Annotated in this window: 16 protein-coding genes and 1 tRNA gene; 10 read left to right on the forward strand and 7 right to left on the reverse strand. The window is 62.9% G+C overall.

Features of this window, described 5'->3' with window-relative positions:
• Window positions 1-162 precede the first annotated feature (162 nt).
• A complete protein-coding gene (gene acnA / locus NO932_RS19005) occupies window positions 163-2928 on the forward strand; it encodes an aconitate hydratase AcnA (RefSeq protein ID WP_309208937.1) in 2766 nt (921 codons plus the stop codon).
• Between the two features lie 176 nt (window positions 2929-3104).
• Here acnA and NO932_RS19010 read toward each other — a convergent pair whose 3' ends face one another.
• The 3 genes from NO932_RS19010 to NO932_RS19020 form a co-directional block, all read right to left on the reverse strand.
• On the reverse strand, window positions 3105-3845 hold the full coding sequence (locus NO932_RS19010; RefSeq protein ID WP_309208938.1) for a sulfite exporter TauE/SafE family protein: 741 nt from the start codon (window positions 3843-3845) through the stop codon (window positions 3105-3107).
• A gap of 199 nt (window positions 3846-4044) precedes the next feature.
• Window positions 4045-4371, reverse strand: a complete 327-nt coding sequence (locus NO932_RS19015) for a cupin domain-containing protein (RefSeq protein ID WP_309208939.1) — start codon at window positions 4369-4371, stop codon at window positions 4045-4047.
• A 104-nt stretch (window positions 4372-4475) separates the two neighbouring features.
• A tRNA-Gly gene (locus NO932_RS19020) sits at window positions 4476-4550 on the reverse strand.
• A gap of 220 nt (window positions 4551-4770) precedes the next feature.
• Here NO932_RS19020 and NO932_RS19025 point away from each other — a divergent pair.
• The 3 genes from NO932_RS19025 to NO932_RS19035 are packed head-to-tail and all read left to right on the forward strand — an operon-like array spanning window position 4771 to window position 6659.
• Window positions 4771-5712 carry a co-chaperone YbbN gene (locus NO932_RS19025; RefSeq protein ID WP_309208940.1) on the forward strand — a complete coding sequence of 314 codons (942 nt, stop codon included), beginning with the start codon at window positions 4771-4773 and terminating at the stop codon, window positions 5710-5712.
• Between the two features lie 27 nt (window positions 5713-5739).
• Window positions 5740-6399, forward strand: a complete 660-nt coding sequence (locus NO932_RS19030) for an LON peptidase substrate-binding domain-containing protein (RefSeq protein WP_309208942.1) — start codon at window positions 5740-5742, stop codon at window positions 6397-6399.
• A complete protein-coding gene (locus NO932_RS19035; protein ID WP_309163517.1) occupies window positions 6396-6659 on the forward strand; it encodes a Trm112 family protein in 264 nt (87 codons plus the stop codon). The genes NO932_RS19030 and NO932_RS19035 overlap by 4 nt, the downstream gene beginning before the upstream one ends.
• A gap of 115 nt (window positions 6660-6774) precedes the next feature.
• On the opposite strand, the gene NO932_RS19040 is transcribed toward NO932_RS19035, so the two are convergent.
• Window positions 6775-7995: an FAD-dependent monooxygenase gene (locus NO932_RS19040; RefSeq protein WP_309208943.1), complete on the reverse strand. Its 1221-nt coding sequence runs from the start codon at window positions 7993-7995 to the stop codon at window positions 6775-6777.
• 300 nt (window positions 7996-8295) lie between these two features.
• Between NO932_RS19040 and NO932_RS19045 the strand changes: the two genes are divergently transcribed.
• From NO932_RS19045 to NO932_RS19065, 5 genes are all read left to right on the forward strand, one after another.
• Complete coding sequence (locus NO932_RS19045; protein WP_309163515.1) at window positions 8296-8634, forward strand: P-II family nitrogen regulator; 339 nt, start codon at window positions 8296-8298, stop codon at window positions 8632-8634.
• 27 nt (window positions 8635-8661) lie between these two features.
• Entirely contained in the window at window positions 8662-10032 is a 1371-nt protein-coding gene (locus NO932_RS19050) for an ammonium transporter (protein ID WP_309208945.1), read from the forward strand.
• 264 nt (window positions 10033-10296) lie between these two features.
• Window positions 10297-12879, forward strand: coding sequence for a DNA translocase FtsK (locus NO932_RS19055; RefSeq protein ID WP_309208946.1), 2583 nt, complete (start codon window positions 10297-10299; stop codon window positions 12877-12879).
• A gap of 138 nt (window positions 12880-13017) precedes the next feature.
• Window positions 13018-13650, forward strand: coding sequence for an outer membrane lipoprotein carrier protein LolA (locus NO932_RS19060; RefSeq protein ID WP_309208947.1), 633 nt, complete (start codon window positions 13018-13020; stop codon window positions 13648-13650).
• 89 nt (window positions 13651-13739) lie between these two features.
• Entirely contained in the window at window positions 13740-14540 is an 801-nt protein-coding gene (locus NO932_RS19065; protein WP_309208948.1) for an exodeoxyribonuclease III, read from the forward strand.
• Between the two features lie 314 nt (window positions 14541-14854).
• Here NO932_RS19065 and NO932_RS19070 read toward each other — a convergent pair whose 3' ends face one another.
• From NO932_RS19070 to NO932_RS19080, 3 genes are all read right to left on the reverse strand, one after another.
• The gene (locus tag NO932_RS19070) at window positions 14855-15307 is read right to left on the reverse strand and encodes a cyclic nucleotide-binding domain-containing protein (RefSeq protein ID WP_309208949.1); all 453 of its coding nucleotides are present in this window, start codon (window positions 15305-15307) and stop codon (window positions 14855-14857) included.
• Between the two features lie 216 nt (window positions 15308-15523).
• Window positions 15524-16207 (reverse strand): response regulator transcription factor, encoded by a 684-nt coding sequence (locus NO932_RS19075; RefSeq protein WP_309163508.1) that lies wholly within the window; start codon window positions 16205-16207, stop codon window positions 15524-15526.
• 99 nt (window positions 16208-16306) lie between these two features.
• Window positions 16307-16981: a YggS family pyridoxal phosphate-dependent enzyme gene (locus NO932_RS19080; protein ID WP_309208950.1), complete on the reverse strand. Its 675-nt coding sequence runs from the start codon at window positions 16979-16981 to the stop codon at window positions 16307-16309.
• Window positions 16982-17074: 93 nt separating this feature from the next.
• On the opposite strand from NO932_RS19080, the gene leuS reads away from it, so the two are divergent.
• Entirely contained in the window at window positions 17075-19696 is a 2622-nt protein-coding gene (gene leuS, locus NO932_RS19085) for a leucine--tRNA ligase (protein ID WP_309208951.1), read from the forward strand.
• Window positions 19697-19732 lie beyond the last annotated feature (36 nt).

Here is a 19732-nt window from a genome sequence, read left to right on the forward strand (position 1 = left end):
CATGCCTCCGGACGTGCCGGTGGCCATTGCAGCGTTCGTTGAGCAGGCCCGGAAAACCGGTTTCTTTTCCGCTTTTGCCCGACGATGAAAACAAAGCGATTGGCCGTTTGGCCCGGTCTCATTCGGGGGCGCCCGCAACCCTATTGAGACAAGGCGGCTCGCGTGACCGAAACATCCAATAGCTTTAAAGCCAAGACGAACCTCACCGTTGGAAACAAGGCCTATACGATCTTTTCGCTCGCCGAGGCCGAAAAGAACGGCCTGGATGGCATATCCCGCCTCCCCCATTCGCTCAAGGTGGTCCTCGAAAACCTCCTGCGCTTTGAAGACGGCCGCACGGTCAAGGCCGAGGACATCAAGGCGGTCAAGGCCTGGCTCGAGGACCGGGGCCGCGCCGGCCATGAGATTTCCTACCGTCCCGCCCGCGTGCTGATGCAGGATTTCACCGGCGTTCCCGCCGTCGTCGACCTCGCCGCCATGCGCGACGCCACCGCAAAGCTCGGCGCCGATCCGCAAAAGATCAATCCGCTCGTCCCCGTCGACCTCGTCATCGACCACTCGGTGATGGTTGATTATTTCGGCACCCCCGCCGCCTTCGAGCAGAACGTCGCCCGCGAATACGAGCGCAATGGTGAGCGCTACGAATTCCTGCGCTGGGGCCAGTCGGCCTTCGAAAATTTCCGCGTCGTTCCTCCCGGCACCGGCATCTGCCACCAGGTGAACCTCGAATATCTCGCCCAGACCGTCTGGACGAAAACCGAGAACGGCGAGGAAATCGCCTATCCCGATACGCTGGTGGGCACCGACAGCCACACCACAATGGTCAACGGCCTTGCCGTGCTCGGCTGGGGCGTTGGCGGCATCGAAGCGGAAGCTGCAATGCTCGGCCAGCCCATCTCCATGCTGATCCCCGAAGTTATCGGCTTTAAATTCACCGGCAGGCTGCCCGAGGGCACCACCGCCACCGACCTTGTGCTGCACGTCACCGAAATGCTGCGCAAGAAGGGCGTGGTCGGCAAGTTCGTCGAGTTCTACGGCGCCGGCCTTTCCAACCTCTCGCTCGAGGACAAGGCGACCATCGCCAACATGGCCCCCGAATACGGCGCCACCTGCGGCTTCTTCCCCATCGACCGCGAGACCATCAAATACCTCAACGATTCGGGCCGCGAACCCGATCGCGTGGCGCTGGTCGAAGCCTATGCCAAGGCCCAGGGCATGTACCGCGCCGACAATGACGAAGACCCCGTCTTCACCGACACGCTCGAGCTCGATCTTTCCACCGTCGTCCCCTCCCTTGCCGGCCCCAAGCGCCCGCAGGACCGCGTGGCGCTCTCCGATGCCTCGACCGCCTTCGTCAAGGCGCTCGATGAGATCGCCGGCGGCCGCAAAGCCAATAGCGTGCCCGAATCGCGCGGCGAGTCGCGCTATGTCGATGAAGGCGCCACCGGCGTCCACGACACCCCCGAGGACAACGACACGCACGGCCACGCCGTCGAGGGCGCCGATTTTCGCATTGCCGACGGCGATGTGGTGATCGCCGCCATCACCTCCTGCACCAACACCTCCAACCCCTCGGTGCTGATCGCTGCCGGGCTCGTCGCCCGCAAGGCGCGCGAAAAGGGCCTAAAGCCCCAGCCCTGGGTCAAGACCTCGCTGGCCCCCGGCTCCCAGGTGGTGACTGAATATCTGGAAAAATCCGGCCTGCAGTCCGACCTCGACGCCATGGGCTTCAACACCGTGGGCTATGGCTGCACCACCTGCATCGGCAATTCCGGGCCGCTCGACGACAACATTTCCAAATGCATCAACGACAACGACCTGGTCGCCGTCTCGGTGCTTTCGGGGAACCGCAATTTCGAGGGCCGCGTCAATCCCGACGTGCGCGCCAACTACCTGGCGTCCCCTCCGCTGGTCGTCGCCTATTCCCTGCTCGGCAAGATGACCCGCGACATCACCACCGAACCGCTCGGTACCGGGTCCGACGGCCAGCCGGTCTATCTCAAGGATATCTGGCCCTCCTCGGCCGAAATCGCCGAAGTGCTGCGCTCGGCCATTTCCGTCGACATGTTCAAGCGCCGCTATGGCGATGTCTTCAAGGGCGACAAGCGCTGGCAGGAGATCAAGGTCGATGGCGGGGAGACCTATAAGTGGAATTCGTCCTCCACTTACGTGCAGAACCCGCCCTATTTCGAGGATATGAGCTTAACCCCCAAGCCCATCACCGACATCGAAGGCGCCCGCGTCCTCTCGCTGTTCCTCGATTCGATCACCACCGACCACATCTCCCCGGCCGGCTCGTTCAAGGCCGGCACCCCGGCGGGCAAATATCTGGTCGAACGGCAGGTCAAGCCCATCGACTTCAACTCCTATGGTGCCCGCCGCGGCAATCATGAGGTGATGATGCGCGGCACCTTCGCCAATATCCGCATCAAGAACCAGATGCTCGACGGTGTCGAAGGCGGCTTCACCAAGTCGCCTGCGGGCGAAACCGTGCCGATCTATGACGCGGCCATGGAATACAAGGCGCAAGGGGTCCCGCTGGTGATCTTTGCCGGCAAGGAATACGGCACCGGCTCGTCCCGCGACTGGGCGGCCAAGGGCACCAACCTGCTTGGTGTGAAAGCCGTGATCGCCCAGAGCTTCGAGCGTATCCACCGCTCCAATCTGGTCGGCATGGGCGTTCTGCCCCTGGTGTTCCAGGATGGCGCCTCCTGGCAGAGCCTGGGCATTACCGGCGATGAAACCGTTTCGATCCGTGGCCTTGCCGATATCGAGCCGCGCCAGACCCTCGAACTTGACATCACCTTCGCCGATGGCCGCAAGGAGATGGTGCCGGTGCTCCTGCGCATCGATACCCTTGACGAGCTCGAATATTACCGCCACGGCGGCATCCTGCACTACGTGCTGCGCAATCTCGTCGCCGCGTAAGGCGGCAGCACCCGAGAAAACGAAAGGGCGGCTCGAGCCGCCCTTTTTGTTTGGAGCGTGTCCAGCAAAAGCATGTCCGTGGCGTGACCGGGGATGGAAACGGTTTTGCGGTTCGGACACGCGACAATGCAAGGATCAGGGCCGAGGATTTGATGCAAATCAAATCCTGAACGGCGTTAGAGACCGAGCACCATTTTCAGCCCGATCACGCCCAGAAAGATCAGGATCATCCTGTCGAACGCCTCCGCCGAAAGTTTTGCGGCCAGCCACTGCCCCACGGGCATGAAAAGGAAAGTCGGCAGCAGCGCAAAGACACCCTGCAGCAGCCATTCGGGCCGCAGCACGCCCGCGACCCACAGCGCCGGTGCCTGCACCAGCGCCAGAACCAGGAACATGGCCGAAATCGCGAAAACCAGCGGCTCGCGCGGCAGGCGCATGGCGTGAATGAAGGTCACCCCGATCGGGGCCGAAATGCCCGTGGAGCCATGCAGCAATCCCGCTCCGAGCCCGGCCGGAATCGCCCAGCGGCGCGCCGCCGCCTGGCTGATCGCGAAATGGGGCTTTGAAAGCCGCAGGCCGAGATAGGCCAACAGCAATATCCCCAGCGTCAGCGCCAGCCCGCGTTCGGGCACGGCGGTCAGAAACCATGTCCCCCCGACCACCCCCAGCGCGCAGAAAACGAGCATCAACCCCAGAAAACCCAGCCGGTCGGCATGCCGCGCATGCTTGAAACGCCAGATCTGGTAGACATTGGAGACCAGCACCGGCACCAGCAGCACGGCGATGGCATGTTGCAGCCCGAACAGGGTGGCGAGGATGGGAATGGCGATGAGCGGCATGCCCATGCCGGTCGCCCCCTTGGAGATCGCCCCCGCGCCGACGGCGACGAAGATCAGGGCCAGAGTGGAAAAATCCATGGAATCCAGACTCGGAAATATCGAGATCGCGGCCGACCGGCCGCTCCGCGATTGCTAGCCCAAGCCAGCCTGGAGCGCAAATCTTCCCATCGCCCCTCTAGAGCGTGTCCAGCAAAAGTGGAAACGGTTTTGCGGTTCGGACACGCGACAAAACAAGCGCTTAGAGCATTGAAGCGATTCGGAGAAAAGCGGAAATGCTCTAGAGCCAGACAGTCACAAAATTCGGGCTGGCATGGATGTCGATCATCTCCAGTGGCTCAGGCCCGAGATTTTCGAACCGATGCGGCACGCCTGCCGGCGCGACCACGATGTTGCCGGCCTTGGCCACATGGGTCGTTTCACCGAGCGTGAATCGCACCGTACCGGAACGCACGATAAAAGTTTCGGCATAAGGATGGGTATGAAGCTGCGGCCCGTATCCGATGGCCTCGGAGCGGTTGAAAATGATCGAAACCCCGCTGCCGCTGTCGGGCTCCTCCCACTCCCCGTGCCAGCCCTCCGGCCCGGTCCGCAACGCTCCATCCATGATCTCGCTCCGCTTTCATGAGCCAGAGCCATACCACCATGAGCGGACCGCAAAAACGACAAAGGAGCCTTCCGGCCCCTGCGCATTCCCTTGCGGGAGAAAATTGGAGCGGGCGATGAGATTCGAACTCACGACCCTAACCTTGGCAAGGTTATGCTCTACCCCTGAGCTACGCCCGCACTCCAAGTCCCGGTGCGCTCTTGGCGGCACCGCGATGGGCGCCTATATGCCCAACCGAAATGACAATTGCAACCCATATTTTTGCAGTTCCCGAGACGTTGTCTCAACCGGGCCGATCACTGTGCCCGATCAGGGCTTTTGCACCGGCGATCCGCTTGGTGTAAGGGTCGAGCAACGTCCGACGCTCCGAACCAAAGCGTCAAGCAAAGGCACGAGAACATGGACTTAAGCCTCAATCCCTCCCAGGCCCAGACGCAAACCGACGATTCGCTGATCGTTGAGTCTTCGACAGCACGCTTTCAGGCCGACGTGCTCGAAGCTTCGCTCAGCCGGCCGATCCTCGTCGATTTCTGGGCTCCCTGGTGCGGCCCCTGCAAGCAATTGACCCCGGCCCTCGAAAAGGTCGTGACCGCGCTCAAGGGCAAGGTGGGTCTGGTCAAGATCAATGTCGATGAGAACCAGGCTCTCGCCGGCCAGATGGGCGTGCAGTCCATCCCCGCCGTTTTCGGCTTTGTCGGCGGCCGTCCAGTCGATGGCTTCATGGGCGCACTGCCCGAAAGCGAAGTGGCCCGTTTTGCCAACAAGCTCATCGAAATGGCCAGCCGCGCCGGCATCGGCGGCCCCTCGGAAGCCGAAAGCCAGGTCGCAGCGGCGATGGAAGCCGCCCAGGCCGCACTCGAAGCCGAGGACTACGAGCGCGCCTATCAGATCTTTGCCACCGTGCTGCGCCATGCCCCCGATAATGTCGATGCCGTGGTCGGCGTGGCCACCGTTCAGTTCAAGACCGGCGATAGCGACGGCGCCCGCGAAACGCTTTCCATGCTTCCCGAAGGGGAAAGCCATGCTGGAGCCGATGCCCTCATCAAGGCCATAGCCCTTGATGAGGAAGCGGCCAAGCTGGGCGATGCCGCCGAACTCGAGCGCAGGATCGAGGCGAACCCCGCCGATCACCAGGCCCGCTTCGATCTCGCCATGATCCGCAATGCCAGGGGCGATCGCCTGGGGGCCGCTCAAGCCCTGATCGCCATCATGGAACGCGATCGCGATTGGCAGGAGGATGGCGCGCGAAAAAAACTGCTCGAATTCTTCGAAGCCTGGGGCGCCAAGGATCCCGCAACGCTCAAGGGCCGCCGTATGCTGTCTTCCCTGTTGTTCCGCTGATTGACCCCAACGATTAAAGGATTTGCCATGCGCCGCCCGGCCTCGATTTCTGAACTGCCGGACATGCTCGCGCTTTTTCCCCTGAGCCGCGCCCTGCTGCTGCCCGGAACACACCGCCCGCTCAATGTTTTCGAGCCGCGCTTTGTCGCCATGGTCGATGACGCGCTGGCCGGAAACCGGATGATCGGTCTCATCCAGCCCCGCGATACCTCCGAGGAGGCGCCGCGCGGACAGGTGCCGCTGGAAAAGATCGGCTGTATCGGGCGGATCACCCATTTCGAGGAACAGGCGGAAAACCGCTATTTCATTATTCTCGAAGGCGTGTGCCGCTTTGCTCCGGCCGAGGAGTTGACCGCCGCCACCCCCTACCGTCAGGCCCGCATCGACACATCGGCGTTCAGCGCCGATTTTTCACCCTATCTGGGCGAGGAGGCCGTGGATCGCCAGCGGCTGACCACGGTGTTGCGCAGCTATGCCGAATTTGCGCAGATCGAGGTGGACTGGGAAGAAATCGAGGAGATGAGCACCGGCGAACTCATCAATCTTGCCGCCATGCTCGGACCCTACGGCCCGCTTGAAAAGCAGGCGCTGCTCGAAGCCAAGACCCTGGTCGAGCGCGCCGAAACCCTCATGGCCCTGGCCGAAATGGAAATGGCGCGGGCGCGCTCGGGCGTCGTGCTGCAATGAGCCCTTCCCCCGGCCAGCCCCACGGCGATGCCGATCATCCGCGCTACCGGCTCGACCCGCGGACCATCGAAATGCTGGTTTGTCCGGTGACCAAGACCCGGCTGACGCTGTCCAAGGATGGAACCGAGCTGATCTCGATCGTCGCCCGTTACGCTTTTCCCATCCGCAAAGGCGTCCCCCTGCTGGTGGTCGATGCGGCCCGCCATATCGATGAAGCCGAGGTCGAAGCTCTGCGCAACCGGCCGGCAGAGGGCGATTAGAGCATGCCCAGCAAAAGCATGTCCATGACCGATGGAAACGGTTTTTGCGGTTCGGACATGCGACAAAACAAGGCGTTAGAGCCGAGGATTTGATTCAATCAGATCCTGAATGGCTCTAGGGTGCCAGTCCGCGCAACAGCTTGGCTCCCGAGGTTCCGGCTGCCTGGCCGATAAAGGCCTCCTTGAGCGGCGCGGCACGATCGACAAGCGAAAGCCCGAAATCGCGCAGCGCCCGCAGCGGGGCCATGTCGTTGGAAAACAGCCGGTTGAGCCCATCGGTCGCCAATGCCATGGCCGCGGTGTCCGCACGCCGCCGCCCCTCGTAGCGTTCGAGCACTTCGATCCGTCCGAAATCCTCGCCCAGCCGCAGGGCATCGATCAGGACTTCAGTGAGAACCGCCACGTCCCGCAAGCCGAGGTTCAGACCCTGGCCGGCCAGGGGGTGGATGACATGGGCGGCATCGCCCACCAGCGCCAGCCGCGGCGCGGCGAACCGATGGGCGAGAACCAGATGCAGGGGGAAACTCTGCACCTTCTCGGCGATCTCCACCTGTCCCAGCACCGATCCCATCGCCGCTTCGATGCGGCCGGCAAGGTCGGCCGGTGCCATGGCGAGCAGCGCCTGCGCCATTTGAGGTTTTTCCGTCCACACCAGCGAGGATTGATTGCCCTTGAGCGGCAGCGAGGCGAAAGGCCCGGCCGGGAGAAAATGCTCATAGGCGATGTCGTTGTGCGGCTCGCTATGGGTGATGGTGGTGACCAGCCCGGCCTGGCGGTAATCGTGCGAGAACGTTTTGATCCCGGCCAGATGGCGCAGCGTCGAACGGCCGCCATCGGCGGCAATCACCAGCGTTGCCCTGAGAGCCCGGCCATCCTCGAGCGTGATTTCAGCATGCGCCGGACCGGCCATGAACGCGGCCACCGCGCCGGGTTCAACAATTTCCACCGCGTCGATTCCGGCGAGCAACGCCGCCGCGCTCGCCGTGTTGGGCACCATGTGCGCAAACGGCTCGCCAGGCGTTGCGGGACCGGCGAAGTCGAGAAACACCGGACGCGCCATATCGCCGGTCCCCGAATCGGTGATCTTCATCGCCGCAATCGGATTGGCCGCGTCGGCCATGCCCGGCCACACCCCTATCGCCTCGAAAAGATGCCGCACGCCGGCGGCAATAGCCGAAGCGCGCGAATCCTGAGGCACCGACAGGTGCCGCCTGTCGAGCAGTCCCAGCGCGATTCCCGGCATGAAGCGGGTGAGCGCAATGGCCAAGGAGAGCCCCACCGGCCCACCGCCCACCACCAGAACGTCAAATGCCCGCGTTTTTTCCCCATCGGTCATGGCGCTTGTCCTTTCGATCGTGGATCCACAATGCGCTCCCCAGCCCTTGAGTGGCAAGGGTGCCGATGCCGCACGGGATATCGAACAAGCTACCTGCACATAAAAGCGCCACGCTTGCTCCAGGGGCTGACTTCATGCACAAAAATTACGCATTTCTAATTATGGCGGGATTGCGGCTTCCTCTTTCGCTCCGATGGAATATTAGTAAATTCAATAACTTAGCTGTCATGAATTTGGATTGGCACGGCTTTTGAGTCCGATTGCCCGTGTCAGGTGCGCAATCGGAAAGGGGAGCCACCCATGAAACTGCTAATCGCCATCATAAAGCCATCGCGGCTCGAAGAGGTTCGTCAGGCCCTCAATTCGCTCGATGTGCACGGCATGACCGTAACAGAGGTCAAGGGGTACGGACGTCAGAAGGGGCACTCCGAGATCTATCGCGGCACGGAATATGCCGTTCATTTCCTGCCCAAGCTCAAGGTCGAAATCGCTGTCGATGCCGCCCAGGTCGACGCTGTCGCCACCGCCATCAAGGACGCGGCCCAGACCGGCCGTATCGGCGACGGCAAGATCTTCATCCTCGATCTCGAACAGGCCATCCGCATCCGCACCGGGGAAACCGGCACGGAAGCGCTCTGAGGCCCGGCGTCCATTTAGGAGACAATCATGACATTGAAGAAAAGCAAATTGCTGGGCATGGCGGCGATGGCCTCCCTGCTCATCGCCCTGCCTGCTCTCGGGCAGGATGCCGCTCCGGTGGAAGAGGCGGCCGCGACGGTTTCGGAGGGCGTTTCGGCCGACGTCGTCTTCATCCTCAACTCGTTCCTGATGATTTTCGGCGGCGTGTTGGTGATGTGGATGGCCGCGGGCTTTGCCATGCTCGAAGCGGGCCTGGTGCGCACCAAGAACGTTTCGATGCAGCTTTTGAAAAACATCTCGCTGTTTTCGATCGCTGCCATCGCCTATTACCTGATCGGCTACAACCTCATGTACCCGCTCGGCAACTGGACCATCGGTTCGGACGAAACCGGCGGCTATCTCGGAGCCTTCGGCATCGCGATCCTCGAAGCCGTCGGCATCACCGCCGATACGGCCGACGATTTCTCCTATGCGGCGACCAGCTCGGACTTCTTCTTCCAGGTGATGTTCTGCGCCACCGCGGCCTCGATCGTCTCGGGCACGCTTGCCGAGCGCATCAAGATCCTGCCCTTCCTGATCTTCACCGTCATCCTGACGGCGCTGATCTACCCCATCCAGGCGTCCTGGAAGTGGGGCGGCGGGTTCCTCGATGCCATGGGTTTCCTCGATTTCGCCGGCTCGACGGTCGTGCACTCGGTTGGTGGCTGGGCGGCTCTGGCCGGCGCCATCCTGCTGGGCGCCCGCAACGGCAAGTACAACCCCGACGGTACCGTCAACGCCATGCCCGGCTCCTCGATGCCGCTCGCGGCCTTGGGCACCTTCATCCTCTGGATGGGCTGGTTCGGCTTTAACGGCGCGTCCCAGCTCGCCATGGGCTCGGTGGGCGATGTCGCCGATGTCGGCCGCATCATGGCCAACACCAATGCCGGCGCTGCCGGCGGTGCGGTCGCGGCTCTGGTCCTTACCGCCCTGCTCTACAAAAAGGTCGACGTCACCTTCGTGCTCAACGGCGCGCTGGCCGGTCTCGTGGCGATCACCGCCGAACCGCTCACCCCGGGCCTGGGCACCGCTTCGATGATCGGCGCCGTTGGCGGGGTGATCGTCGTCTTTGCCGTGCCGCTTCTCGACCGGCTCAAGATCGACGACGTGGTGGGCGCCATCCCCGTCCACCTTCTCGCCGGCATCTGGGGCACCATCGCCGTGGTCTTTACCAACCCCGACGCCAATCTGGGCGTCCAGCTCCTCTCGATCGTGGTTGTCGGCATCTTCGTCTTCGCGGTCAGCTTCATCGTCTGGATGATCCTCAAGGCGACCACGGGCCTGCGTCCGACCGAGGACGACGAAGCCCTCGGGCTCGACAAGGCCGAAGTCGGCGTCGAGGCCTATCCGGAATTCTGATCGGATTTCCCGCACCGGAACGGCGCCCATGGGCGCCGTTCCTCCGTCTCCAAGGCTTGAGGCGGCATGCAGCCCATATCCCTCTTGACCCCACATCCAAGAGGCCTTCCCACTCGCAATCGATATGGGCTGCATCCCCTCTCGAGCGCCTTGCCCCGCCCCCATGGCGGGGCTTTCGATTTTTCACCCGGCTGCTAATCGGAGGTTAACCATGCGCGGCTAGGGTTGGCTCCAAAAGTATTGCGTAACCTGCCGGCAGTTCCGATGACCCTGCATCCTTCGTCGCATTTGGACGACAGCCACCGCTCAACCCCGGTGCTCTCGATCACGATCCCCGTGCGTTTCGTGGGCCTGGCTATTGCCGCACTCTGCGTATTGGGCCTTGTATCCCTGGCATCCTGGAAGGTTGACGATCCCTCCTTCTCCTATGCCACCGACAAGCCGGTGGAGAACTGGCTGGGCTTTCCGGGCGCCGCGCTCGCCGACATCGGGTTCCAGCTCCTGGGGTTGGGCGCGCCGCTCCTGCTTTTGCCGCCGCTCGTCTGGTCGTGGTCGATGATTCGGCGCATCGTTCCCTCCTATCTCGGCCTGCGGCTGACCGGCTGGCTGCTGGGAACGGTGCTCGCCACCGGCGCTTTCGCCTGTATCCCCACCCCCGAAAGCTGGCCGCTCCCCCTGGGGCTGGGGGGCTTTGTCGGCACCGGCTTTTCCTCCCTTTTCGCCACCCTTGCCGGCCAGGCGCCGCAAGGCTGGGGCGCGATTGTCTATGGCGTGCTGCTGGCCGTCCCCGCCCTGGGGCTTGTCTGGCTGGCGTCCCGCTCGCGCTCGGTGTTCGAGAACGAACCCTCGGTGCCTGCCAAATCCACCCGCCGCCGCGCCAAGACACCCGAGCCGGAGCCCGAACCCGAAGAAGCCTCCGATTCGCCCGGCATCTTCGATGTGGCCATCGGCTTTGCCGCGCATTCCTTTTATGGCACGCGTGCCGCGCTCAAGCGCGTCTTCCGCCGCGGCAAGACGGACGCAGCGCTTCCCGCACGTCCCTTTCAGAACGCCGATTTCGAACCCCAGCTCGATCGCGCCATCCCGCTCGCCCGCCATCCCGAACGCGCCGAGCCGCCCCTCTCGCGCGATTGGGAGGACGAGCCGGCCAATGACGACGATTATGACGACTACGCACCGATAGCCGAACGGCGCGATTCCGATGACGACATCGCCCGGCTGATCGTCGAGCAGGCTCCCGCCGGCCGCGCCCGGGTGGCAGCTCCCGCCCCGCGTCCCGCCCCCTCGGCCCGCCAGGTGCGCGAGGCCCAGGCTACCTTCCTGCCCACCGACGGGTTCGAGTTGCCCCCGCTCGACCTTCTCGCCGCCCCCGGCGCCAACCAGCTTCTTCCCGAGCACCATCCCGATGCGCTGGAGGAAAACGCCAAGCGGCTCGAAGGCGTGCTCGAGGACTTCGGCGTCAAGGGCGACATCATCAATGTCCGCCCCGGCCCGGTCGTGACCCTTTACGAGCTCGAACCCGCCCCCGGCATCAAGTCGAGCCGGGTGATCTCGCTCGCCGACGATATCGCGCGCTCCATGAGCGCCATTTCCGCCCGCGTCGCCGTGGTCCCCGGCCGCAACGCCATCGGCATCGAATTGCCCAACAAGACGCGCGAAACCGTGTTCCTGCGCGAGCTTCTGGCGTCGTCCGATTACGACAAGGCCAAGGCCAAGCTCCCCATTTGCCTCGGCAAAACCATTGGCGGGGAGCCGATCATCGTCGATCTGGCCCGCATGCCGCACTTGCTCATCGCCGGCACCACCGGTTCGGGCAAGTCGGTGGGGATCAACACAATGATCCTTTCCCTGCTCTATAAGATGGCTCCCGAGCAGTGCCGCCTGATCATGATCGACCCGAAAATGCTCGAGCTTTCGGTCTATGACGGCATCCCGCACCTTCTGACCCCCGTGGTCACCGACCCGGCCAAGGCGGTCGTGGCGCTCAAATGGGCGGTGCGCGAGATGGAAGACCGCTACAAGAAGATGAGCAAGATCGGCGTGCGCAACATCGACGGCTTCAATGCCCGCGTCGCCGAGGCGGCGGAAAAGGGCGAGGTCATCACCCGCACCGTGCAGACCGGCTTCGATCGGGAAACCGGCGAAGCGATCTTTGAATCGGAAGAATTCGACCTCGAGCCGCTTCCCTATATCGTGGTGATCGTCGACGAGATGGCCGACCTGATGATGGTGGCCGGCAAGGACATCGAAGGGGCCATCCAGCGCCTCGCCCAGATGGCCCGCGCCGCCGGCATTCATTTGATCATGGCGACGCAACGCCCCTCGGTCGACGTCATCACAGGCACGGTCAAGGCCAACTTCCCCACCCGCGTCTCCTTCCAGGTGACGTCCAAGATCGACAGCCGCACCATCCTGGGCGAACAGGGCGCCGAACAGCTCCTTGGCAATGGCGACATGCTCTATATGGCCGGCGGCGGCCGCATAAAGCGCCTGCACGGCGCGTTCGTGGCCGATGGCGAGGTCGAGGACATCGTTTCGCACTTGAAGAGCCAGGGCACGCCCGAATATCTCGAATCGATCACCGCCGAGGACGATGACGGCCAGATGGGCGGATTCGATGATGATGGCGGCTTCGGCGGATCGGGAGACGAGCTCTACGACAAGGCCGTCAACATTGTTCTCTCCGACAAGAAAGCCTCCACCTCCTATATCCAGCGCCGGCTCTCGGTGGGCTACAACAAGGCCGCGACCCTGATCGAGCGCATGGAGCAGGAGGGAATCATTTCCCCCGCCAATCACGCGGGCAAGCGCGAAGTTCTCGTCGGGGACAATGCCGACGGTTACTAGAGCCCAAACGGAACTGCGCCGGCACACGGGGAGTTTATCGCCGAGCCGGCCCGCCGGTTCCCGCTCTTGCCGCAATTGGGTTTTACCCCCGCATCCAAGGGGTAAACCCATCTCAAAAATACCGATCGGAGTTCCGCAATGCTTCGCCTTGCCGCCGCCCTCGTTACCACCGTCCTCGCCGTCTTCGCACTGGCGATGCCGGCTTCAGCCCAGACGCGGACGCTGACGCCCGACGAAGAATTCGCGCTTCAGGAAATCTCACAGGCCAACAGCGCCATCCGCACCATGGCCGGCCGGTTCGTCCAGATCGACAGCCAGGGCGGACGCATCGAAGGCACCTTCTGGCTCAAGCGCCCCAACATGGTGCGCTTCCGCTATGATCCGCCCAGCCGCGAAGAGATCATCTCGCAAGGCTCGGGCTTTTACGTCATCAACCGCGCCGACCGCACTCAATACGCCTATGCCCAGGAGCACGTGCCGCTGCGCCAGTTCCTCGGCGATCAGGTGAGCCTCATCAACACCAATCTCTCCGATGTGGTGCTGTCGGAAACCCATGTCTCGGTGATGATCACCGATGACAGCCCCATCGGCACGGTTCAGGTTTCGCTGATCTTCGATCGGGCGACCAATGACCTTGTGCAATGGAGCCTGATCGAGCCCTCGGGGGTCGAAACCACCTTCTCGATCACCGAGACGCAGAAGGACGTCGAGATCCCCAACACCTATTTCCAGATCGATCCCACCTACCGCTCGGTTTCCGCGCCCAATTGAAGCTTAAGGCCGATCCGGAGCCGGGGCTTTACCGCGCCGGCCCGGATCGCCATAAAGGCGGCTTCTCGTTTCCGCTTTTCGAGTCGCCAATGCCATCGCTTGCCACCTGGAACATCAATTCGGTCCGGCTGCGGCTGCCCATCGTCCTCGATTTCCTCTCCCAATACGCCCCCGATGTCCTGTGCCTGCAGGAGATCAAGTGCACAAACGACCAGTTTCCGCGCAAGGCCCTTGCCGACGCAGGCTATCGGCACCAGGCGGTCCATGGGCAGAAGGGCTATCATGGGGTGGCGATCGTCTCCAAACACCCCCTCGACGAGATTGAAACGCGGGGCTTTTGCGACATTCCCGACAGCCGGCACATTTCCGCCCGGCTCGATCTGGGGCACGGGCCGCTCACCGTGCACAATTTCTACGTCCCGGCCGGCGGCGATGAACCCGACCCCGATATCAACCCCAAATTCCGCCACAAGCTCGATTTCCTGGCCGAAATGCAGGATTGGTTCGACGAGCTGATCTTTGACGAGCGCCAGCTCATCTGCGGCGATTTCAACGTTGCCCCGCACGAAAACGACGTCTGGAGCCATAAGCAGCTCCTGCGCGTCGTCTCCCATACGCCCGTCGAAACCGAAGCGCTCAACCGCCTTCTGGCCCGACGCAACTGGGTGGATCTGGTGCGCCAGCACATCCCCATCGAGGAAAAGGTCTATTCCTGGTGGAGCTATCGCGCCCGCGATTGGGAGGCCTCCGACCGCGGCCGGCGCCTCGACCATATCTGGGCCACCCGCGATGTCGCGGCCAAAACCCGCGCCGCCCACATCCTGCGGCCGGCCCGCGGATGGTCGGAAAAGCCCTCCGATCACGTGCCGGTGCTTGTCGAATTCGCTTAGAGCCGTTCAGGATTTGATTGAATCAAACCTGGGCTCTAACCCTTGTTTGGTGGCGTTCCCGAACCGCAAAACCGCTTCCATCCCGGTCACGCCAGCAACATGCTTTTGCTGGACACGCTCCAAATCCTTCCGATTACGGTACAGGCGATCGCGCTCCCCACCTCCCCTCGTCGTCCTCGGGCTTGACCCGGGGACCCGCAACCTCTCCACACCCTATCGAAGACGTTTTGGACCCAACCGCTTCCGGCTGCCAAATGCAGCGGACCCTCGGCCCGAGGGTGACCGATGGGGGCGTCCGCCGCAAAGAACGGCACCTACCCCGAAAACCGGCCGCCCAATTGGGCGATGGAATCGAGATAGCGCACCAGTTCGGCCCGCAAGGTCTGCGCCACGTCCTCTGCAAGCTCGGGATGGTTGCGCAGCAGCTTGAGGAACGGTTCGCGCGGCACGAACAGCGCCGTGCTCGTTCGCATCGCCTTGATGGTTGCAGCCCTGGGGCGGGTGAGCATCAGCCCCAACTCGCCAACCAGCGCCACCGGTTCGATACGGAACCGGCCGCCGCCCTGGGTTTCGGGGTGGCTGGCTTCGAGCGCTCCGGAGACCAGGACGTAAGCCCCGTCAGCCGCTTCCCCCGCCGAATAGAGCGTGTCTCCGGCGCGCAACGACACATCCTCCGCAACGAAGGCCAAAAGGCGAAGCTGATCGTCCGAAAAGCTTGCGAAGATGTCGAGTTCACCGAACGCGGCCACCGCCGCCGCTTCGTCCATACCTGCCCCCAAGCGCCACTTGAGAGCCTATGAATGGCATATTTTGACGCCTGCGCAAAGGTTTAGGTGTGCATGGGTTGTGCGCGCCGTTGGGTCAGGGCGAGTCGAAAAGGGCGGTTTTTGAGAACCGGAGCGGAGCGTACTGACGGTACGTGAGCACCGGAAGCGCAGAAAACTGCTCTTTGCAGGCCGCCATCACCAAATGGCCCGCACAACCTAGGGCACCAGGCGATAGCCACCTTCTTCCGTCACCAAGAGCCGGGCGTTGGACGGATCGCGCTCGATCTTCTGGCGCAGCCGGTAGATATGGGTTTCCAGCGTATGGGTGGTCACCCGATTGTTGTAGCCCCAGACTTCGGCGAGCAGCACATCGCGCGAAATGGTTTTCGAGCCCTGCCGGTAAAGGAATTTGAGGATCGAGGTTTCCTTGTCGGTGAGCCTGATCTTGCTGCCATCGCCATTTTCCAGCAGCTTGGCCGCCGGCTGGAAGCTGTAGGGCCCGATCGAGAACACCACGTCCTCGCTCTGGTCGTGCTGGCGCAAAGCGGCGCGCATGCGGGCCAGAAGCACCGAAAAGCGGAAGGGCTTGGTGACATAGTCATTGGCCCCGCTTTCGAGGCCCTGGATTTCATCGGCTTCGCTATCCTGCCCGGTCAGCATGATGACGGGTGCGCGAAACCCTTCATTGCGCATGATCTTGAGCGCCTCGCGCCCATCCATGTCGGGAAGCCCTACATCGAGCAGCACGAGATCGAAATGCTCGGCCTTTGTCTTCTGCCGGGCCGCGGCGGCTGTGTCGGCCTCGGTGATCTCGAACTCGTCATAGGATTGGAGCTGCCCGATCAGCGCGGCCCGCAAATCGGCATCGTCATCGACAACCAGCAAACGGCGCTTGTTCATGGCAAAATCTCCGCTTCTCAAATCGGCCGGACCGTGCCCGGCTCAAATAGCTAAGATTCAATCTAGGTTTGGACCGGGGCGGCGCCAATCACATGCGCGTTATCGCGCGCCGAACAGCGCCGAGCCGACCCGAACCTGGGTGGCACCCATCAGGATCGCCGTCTCGAAATCCGCGCTCATGCCCATTGAGAGCTGATCGAGATCGGCTTGCCTGGCAAGGCCAGCCAATTGCGCGAAATAGGGCCCCGGCGGCGCATCGAGAGGCGGGATGCACATCAAACCAACGATATCGAGCCCGTATTGATCCTTGCAGCGGGCGACGAATTCGATCGTCTCGGAAACCGCGATGCCGGCCTTCTGCTCTTCGCCCCCGATATTGACCTGCACGAAGCAGGACAAACGCCGGTTCTGCTTTTCCATTTCCCCTGCGAGAATTTTCGCCAGCTTATCGCGATCGACGCTTTCGATCACATCGAAAAGCGCGACCGCGTCGGCGGCCTTGTTGGTTTGCAGCGGTCCGATCAGGTGCAGGACCAGATCGGGATGGGCGGCCTTGAGCGCCGGCCATTTGCCCTGGGCTTCCTGCACCCGGTTTTCCCCGAAATGGCGCTGGCCGGCATCGATCAGCGGCGCGATGGCTGCCGCATCGAACGTCTTGGACACCGCGACCAGCTCTGCCGGCCTTGAGCCCGGAATGCGCGCAGCGGCGCTATCGATCCGCTTCCTGATGTCGGCGAGCCGTAAAGCGGCGGTTTCCGGGGCGTTCTGGCTCATGGCGGTGGTTGACCTTCCAGTGCTTTTCTGGTGATGGTCGCCTACCCAATTTCTCGTTTTTTCTCAAGTATAGGGCCAGGACCGGTACTTTCTATGGCAAACGCTTTTGAGCGCTACAATCCGCGCGAACAAGAACCCTTCTGGCAAAAGGTCTGGGCCGAAAACAAGAGCTTCGAAACCTCCAACGACGACCCGCGCCCGCCCTATTACGTGCTCGAGATGTTCCCCTACCCCTCTGGCCGCATCCATATGGGCCATGTGCGCAACTACACCATGGGCGACGTCGTCGCCCGTTTCCAGCGCGCCAAGGGCCGCAACGTCTTGCACCCCATGGGCTGGGACGCCTTCGGCATGCCGGCCGAAAACGCCGCCATGGCCAACAAGGTCCATCCGCGCGAATGGACCTATGACAACATCGCCTCCATGCGCAAGCAGTTGCAATCCATGGGCTTTTCCCTCGATTGGAGCCGCGAGTTCGCAACCTGCGACGAGGAATATTACCACCGCCAGCAGATGCTGTTCATCGACATGCTGGCCGCAGGGCTCGTCACCCGCAAGACCTCCAAGGTCAACTGGGACCCGGTCGACCAGACCGTGCTCGCCAACGAGCAGGTGATCGACGGGCGCGGCTGGCGCTCGGGCGCACCGGTCGAGCAGCGTGAACTGACGCAGTGGTTCTTCAAGATCTCCGATTTCGCCGAGGACCTGCTCGAAGCGATCGATGAGCTGGAGGATTGGCCCGACAAGGTGCGGCTGATGCAGCGCAACTGGATCGGGCGCTCCGAAGGCCTGCGCGTGCTCTTCGAGGTCGCCGCCGGCGAGGCGGCGCAAAAGAGCATCGAGGTGTTCACCACCCGCCCCGACACCCTCTTCGGCGCCTCTTTCATCGCGCTGTCCCCCGATCACCCGCTGGCCGCGTCCCTGGCCAAGTCCGATCCTGACCTCACGGCCTTCATCGCCGAATGCCGCCGCATGGGCACTTCGGCCGAAGTGATCGAAACCGCCGAAAAGAAGGGCTATCTCACTCCGCTCACCGTGAAACATCCGGTGATCGGAGGCGCGACGCTGCCGGTCTATGTCGCCAATTTCGTCCTCATGGACTACGGCACCGGCGCCATTTTCGGCTGCCCGGCCCACGACCAGCGCGACCTCGATTTCGCCCGCAAATACGACCTGCCGGTGATCCCGGTCGTCCTGCCGCCGGAAACCGAGGCTGGCGAGTTCGACATCGGCAGCGAGGCCTATACCGGTCCGGGCGTCGCCTTCAATTCCGGTTTCCTCGACGGCCTGGACGTCGAGGCGGCCAAGGCCGCCATCGCCGAGCACCTGGAAAAACGCAAGGTCGACGGCAAGCCGCAGGGCGTGCGCCAGGTCAATTACCGCCTGCGCGATTGGGGCATTTCGCGCCAGCGCTACTGGGGGTGCCCGATCCCGGTGATCCATTGCGACACCTGCGGCATCGTTCCCGTGCCCAAGGAGCAATTGCCCGTGCGCCTGCCCGAGGATGTCGAGTTCGACACCCCCGGCAACCCGCTCGATCGCCACCCTACCTTCAAGCATGTCGATTGCCCGAGCTGCGGATCGAAAGCCCGGCGCGAAACCGACACCATGGACACCTTTGTCGATTCGTCCTGGTATTTCGCCCGCTTCACCGCCCCACGCGCCGAGGAGCCGACCATCCCCGAGATGGCCGACAAATGGCTGCCGGTCGATCAGTATATCGGCGGCATCGAGCACGCCATTCTGCACCTGCTCTATTCGCGCTTTTTCGCCCGCGCCATGAGCAAGACCGGCCATATGCAGGTCGCCGAACCCTTCAAGGGGCTGTTCACCCAGGGCATGGTGACCCACGAGACCTATAAGGACGCCGCCGGCCAATGGGTGCCGCCGTCCGAGGTGGTCATCGATACCGTAGAGGGCGAGCGCATTGCCCGCTCGGCGGCCGATGGCGCGCAGATCGTCATCGGTTCGGTCGAAAAGATGAGCAAATCCAAGCGCAATGTTGTCGATCCCGACGACATGATCGCCACCTATGGCGCCGACACGGCGCGCTGGTTCGTGCTTTCCGATTCCCCGCCCGAACGCGACGTGCAGTGGACCGAGGCCGGCATCGAGGGCGCCTGGCGCTTCGTCCAGCGCGTCCACAAGCTGGTCGGCGAAGCCGAGGCGCTTTTAAGGAGCGAGCCCGCGACCGTCGATGGCGACGATCCGCGCGTCATCGACATGCTCAAGATCGCCCACAAGGCCACGGCCCAGATCGAGGCCGATCTTGCCGGCCTGCGCTTCAATCGTGCCGTCGCCCAGATCTACGAGCTCGCCAACGCCATCCAGCGCTTCATGCCCCAGGTGAGCGAATCCCCGTCCTTGAGCAATATCGGCGCGCTGCGCGTCGCGATCGAGCGGCTGGTCCAGTTCATCGCCCCCATGATGCCGCATCTGGCCGAAAGCTGCTGGAAGACCTTGGGCCATGACACCATGGTCTGCGACACCCCCTGGCCCGAGACCGATCCGGCATACCTGGTCGACGATACGGTGGTGATCGCCGTTCAGGTCAACGGCAAGCGTCGCGGCGAAATCGAAATGCCCAAGGATGCGCCCAGCGCCCAGGTCGAGGCTGCGGCCTTGGCTCTCGAAGCGGTTGCGCGCATACTCGACGGCAATCCGCCCCGGAAAGTCATCGTCGTGCCCAACAGGATCGTCAATGTCGTTTGCTAGAGCGTGTCCAGCAAAAGTGGAAACGGTTTTGCGGTT

The sequence above is a fragment of the Pelagibacterium sp. 26DY04 genome (assembly GCF_031202305.1).
Lineage (GTDB): Bacteria > Pseudomonadota > Alphaproteobacteria > Rhizobiales > Devosiaceae > Pelagibacterium.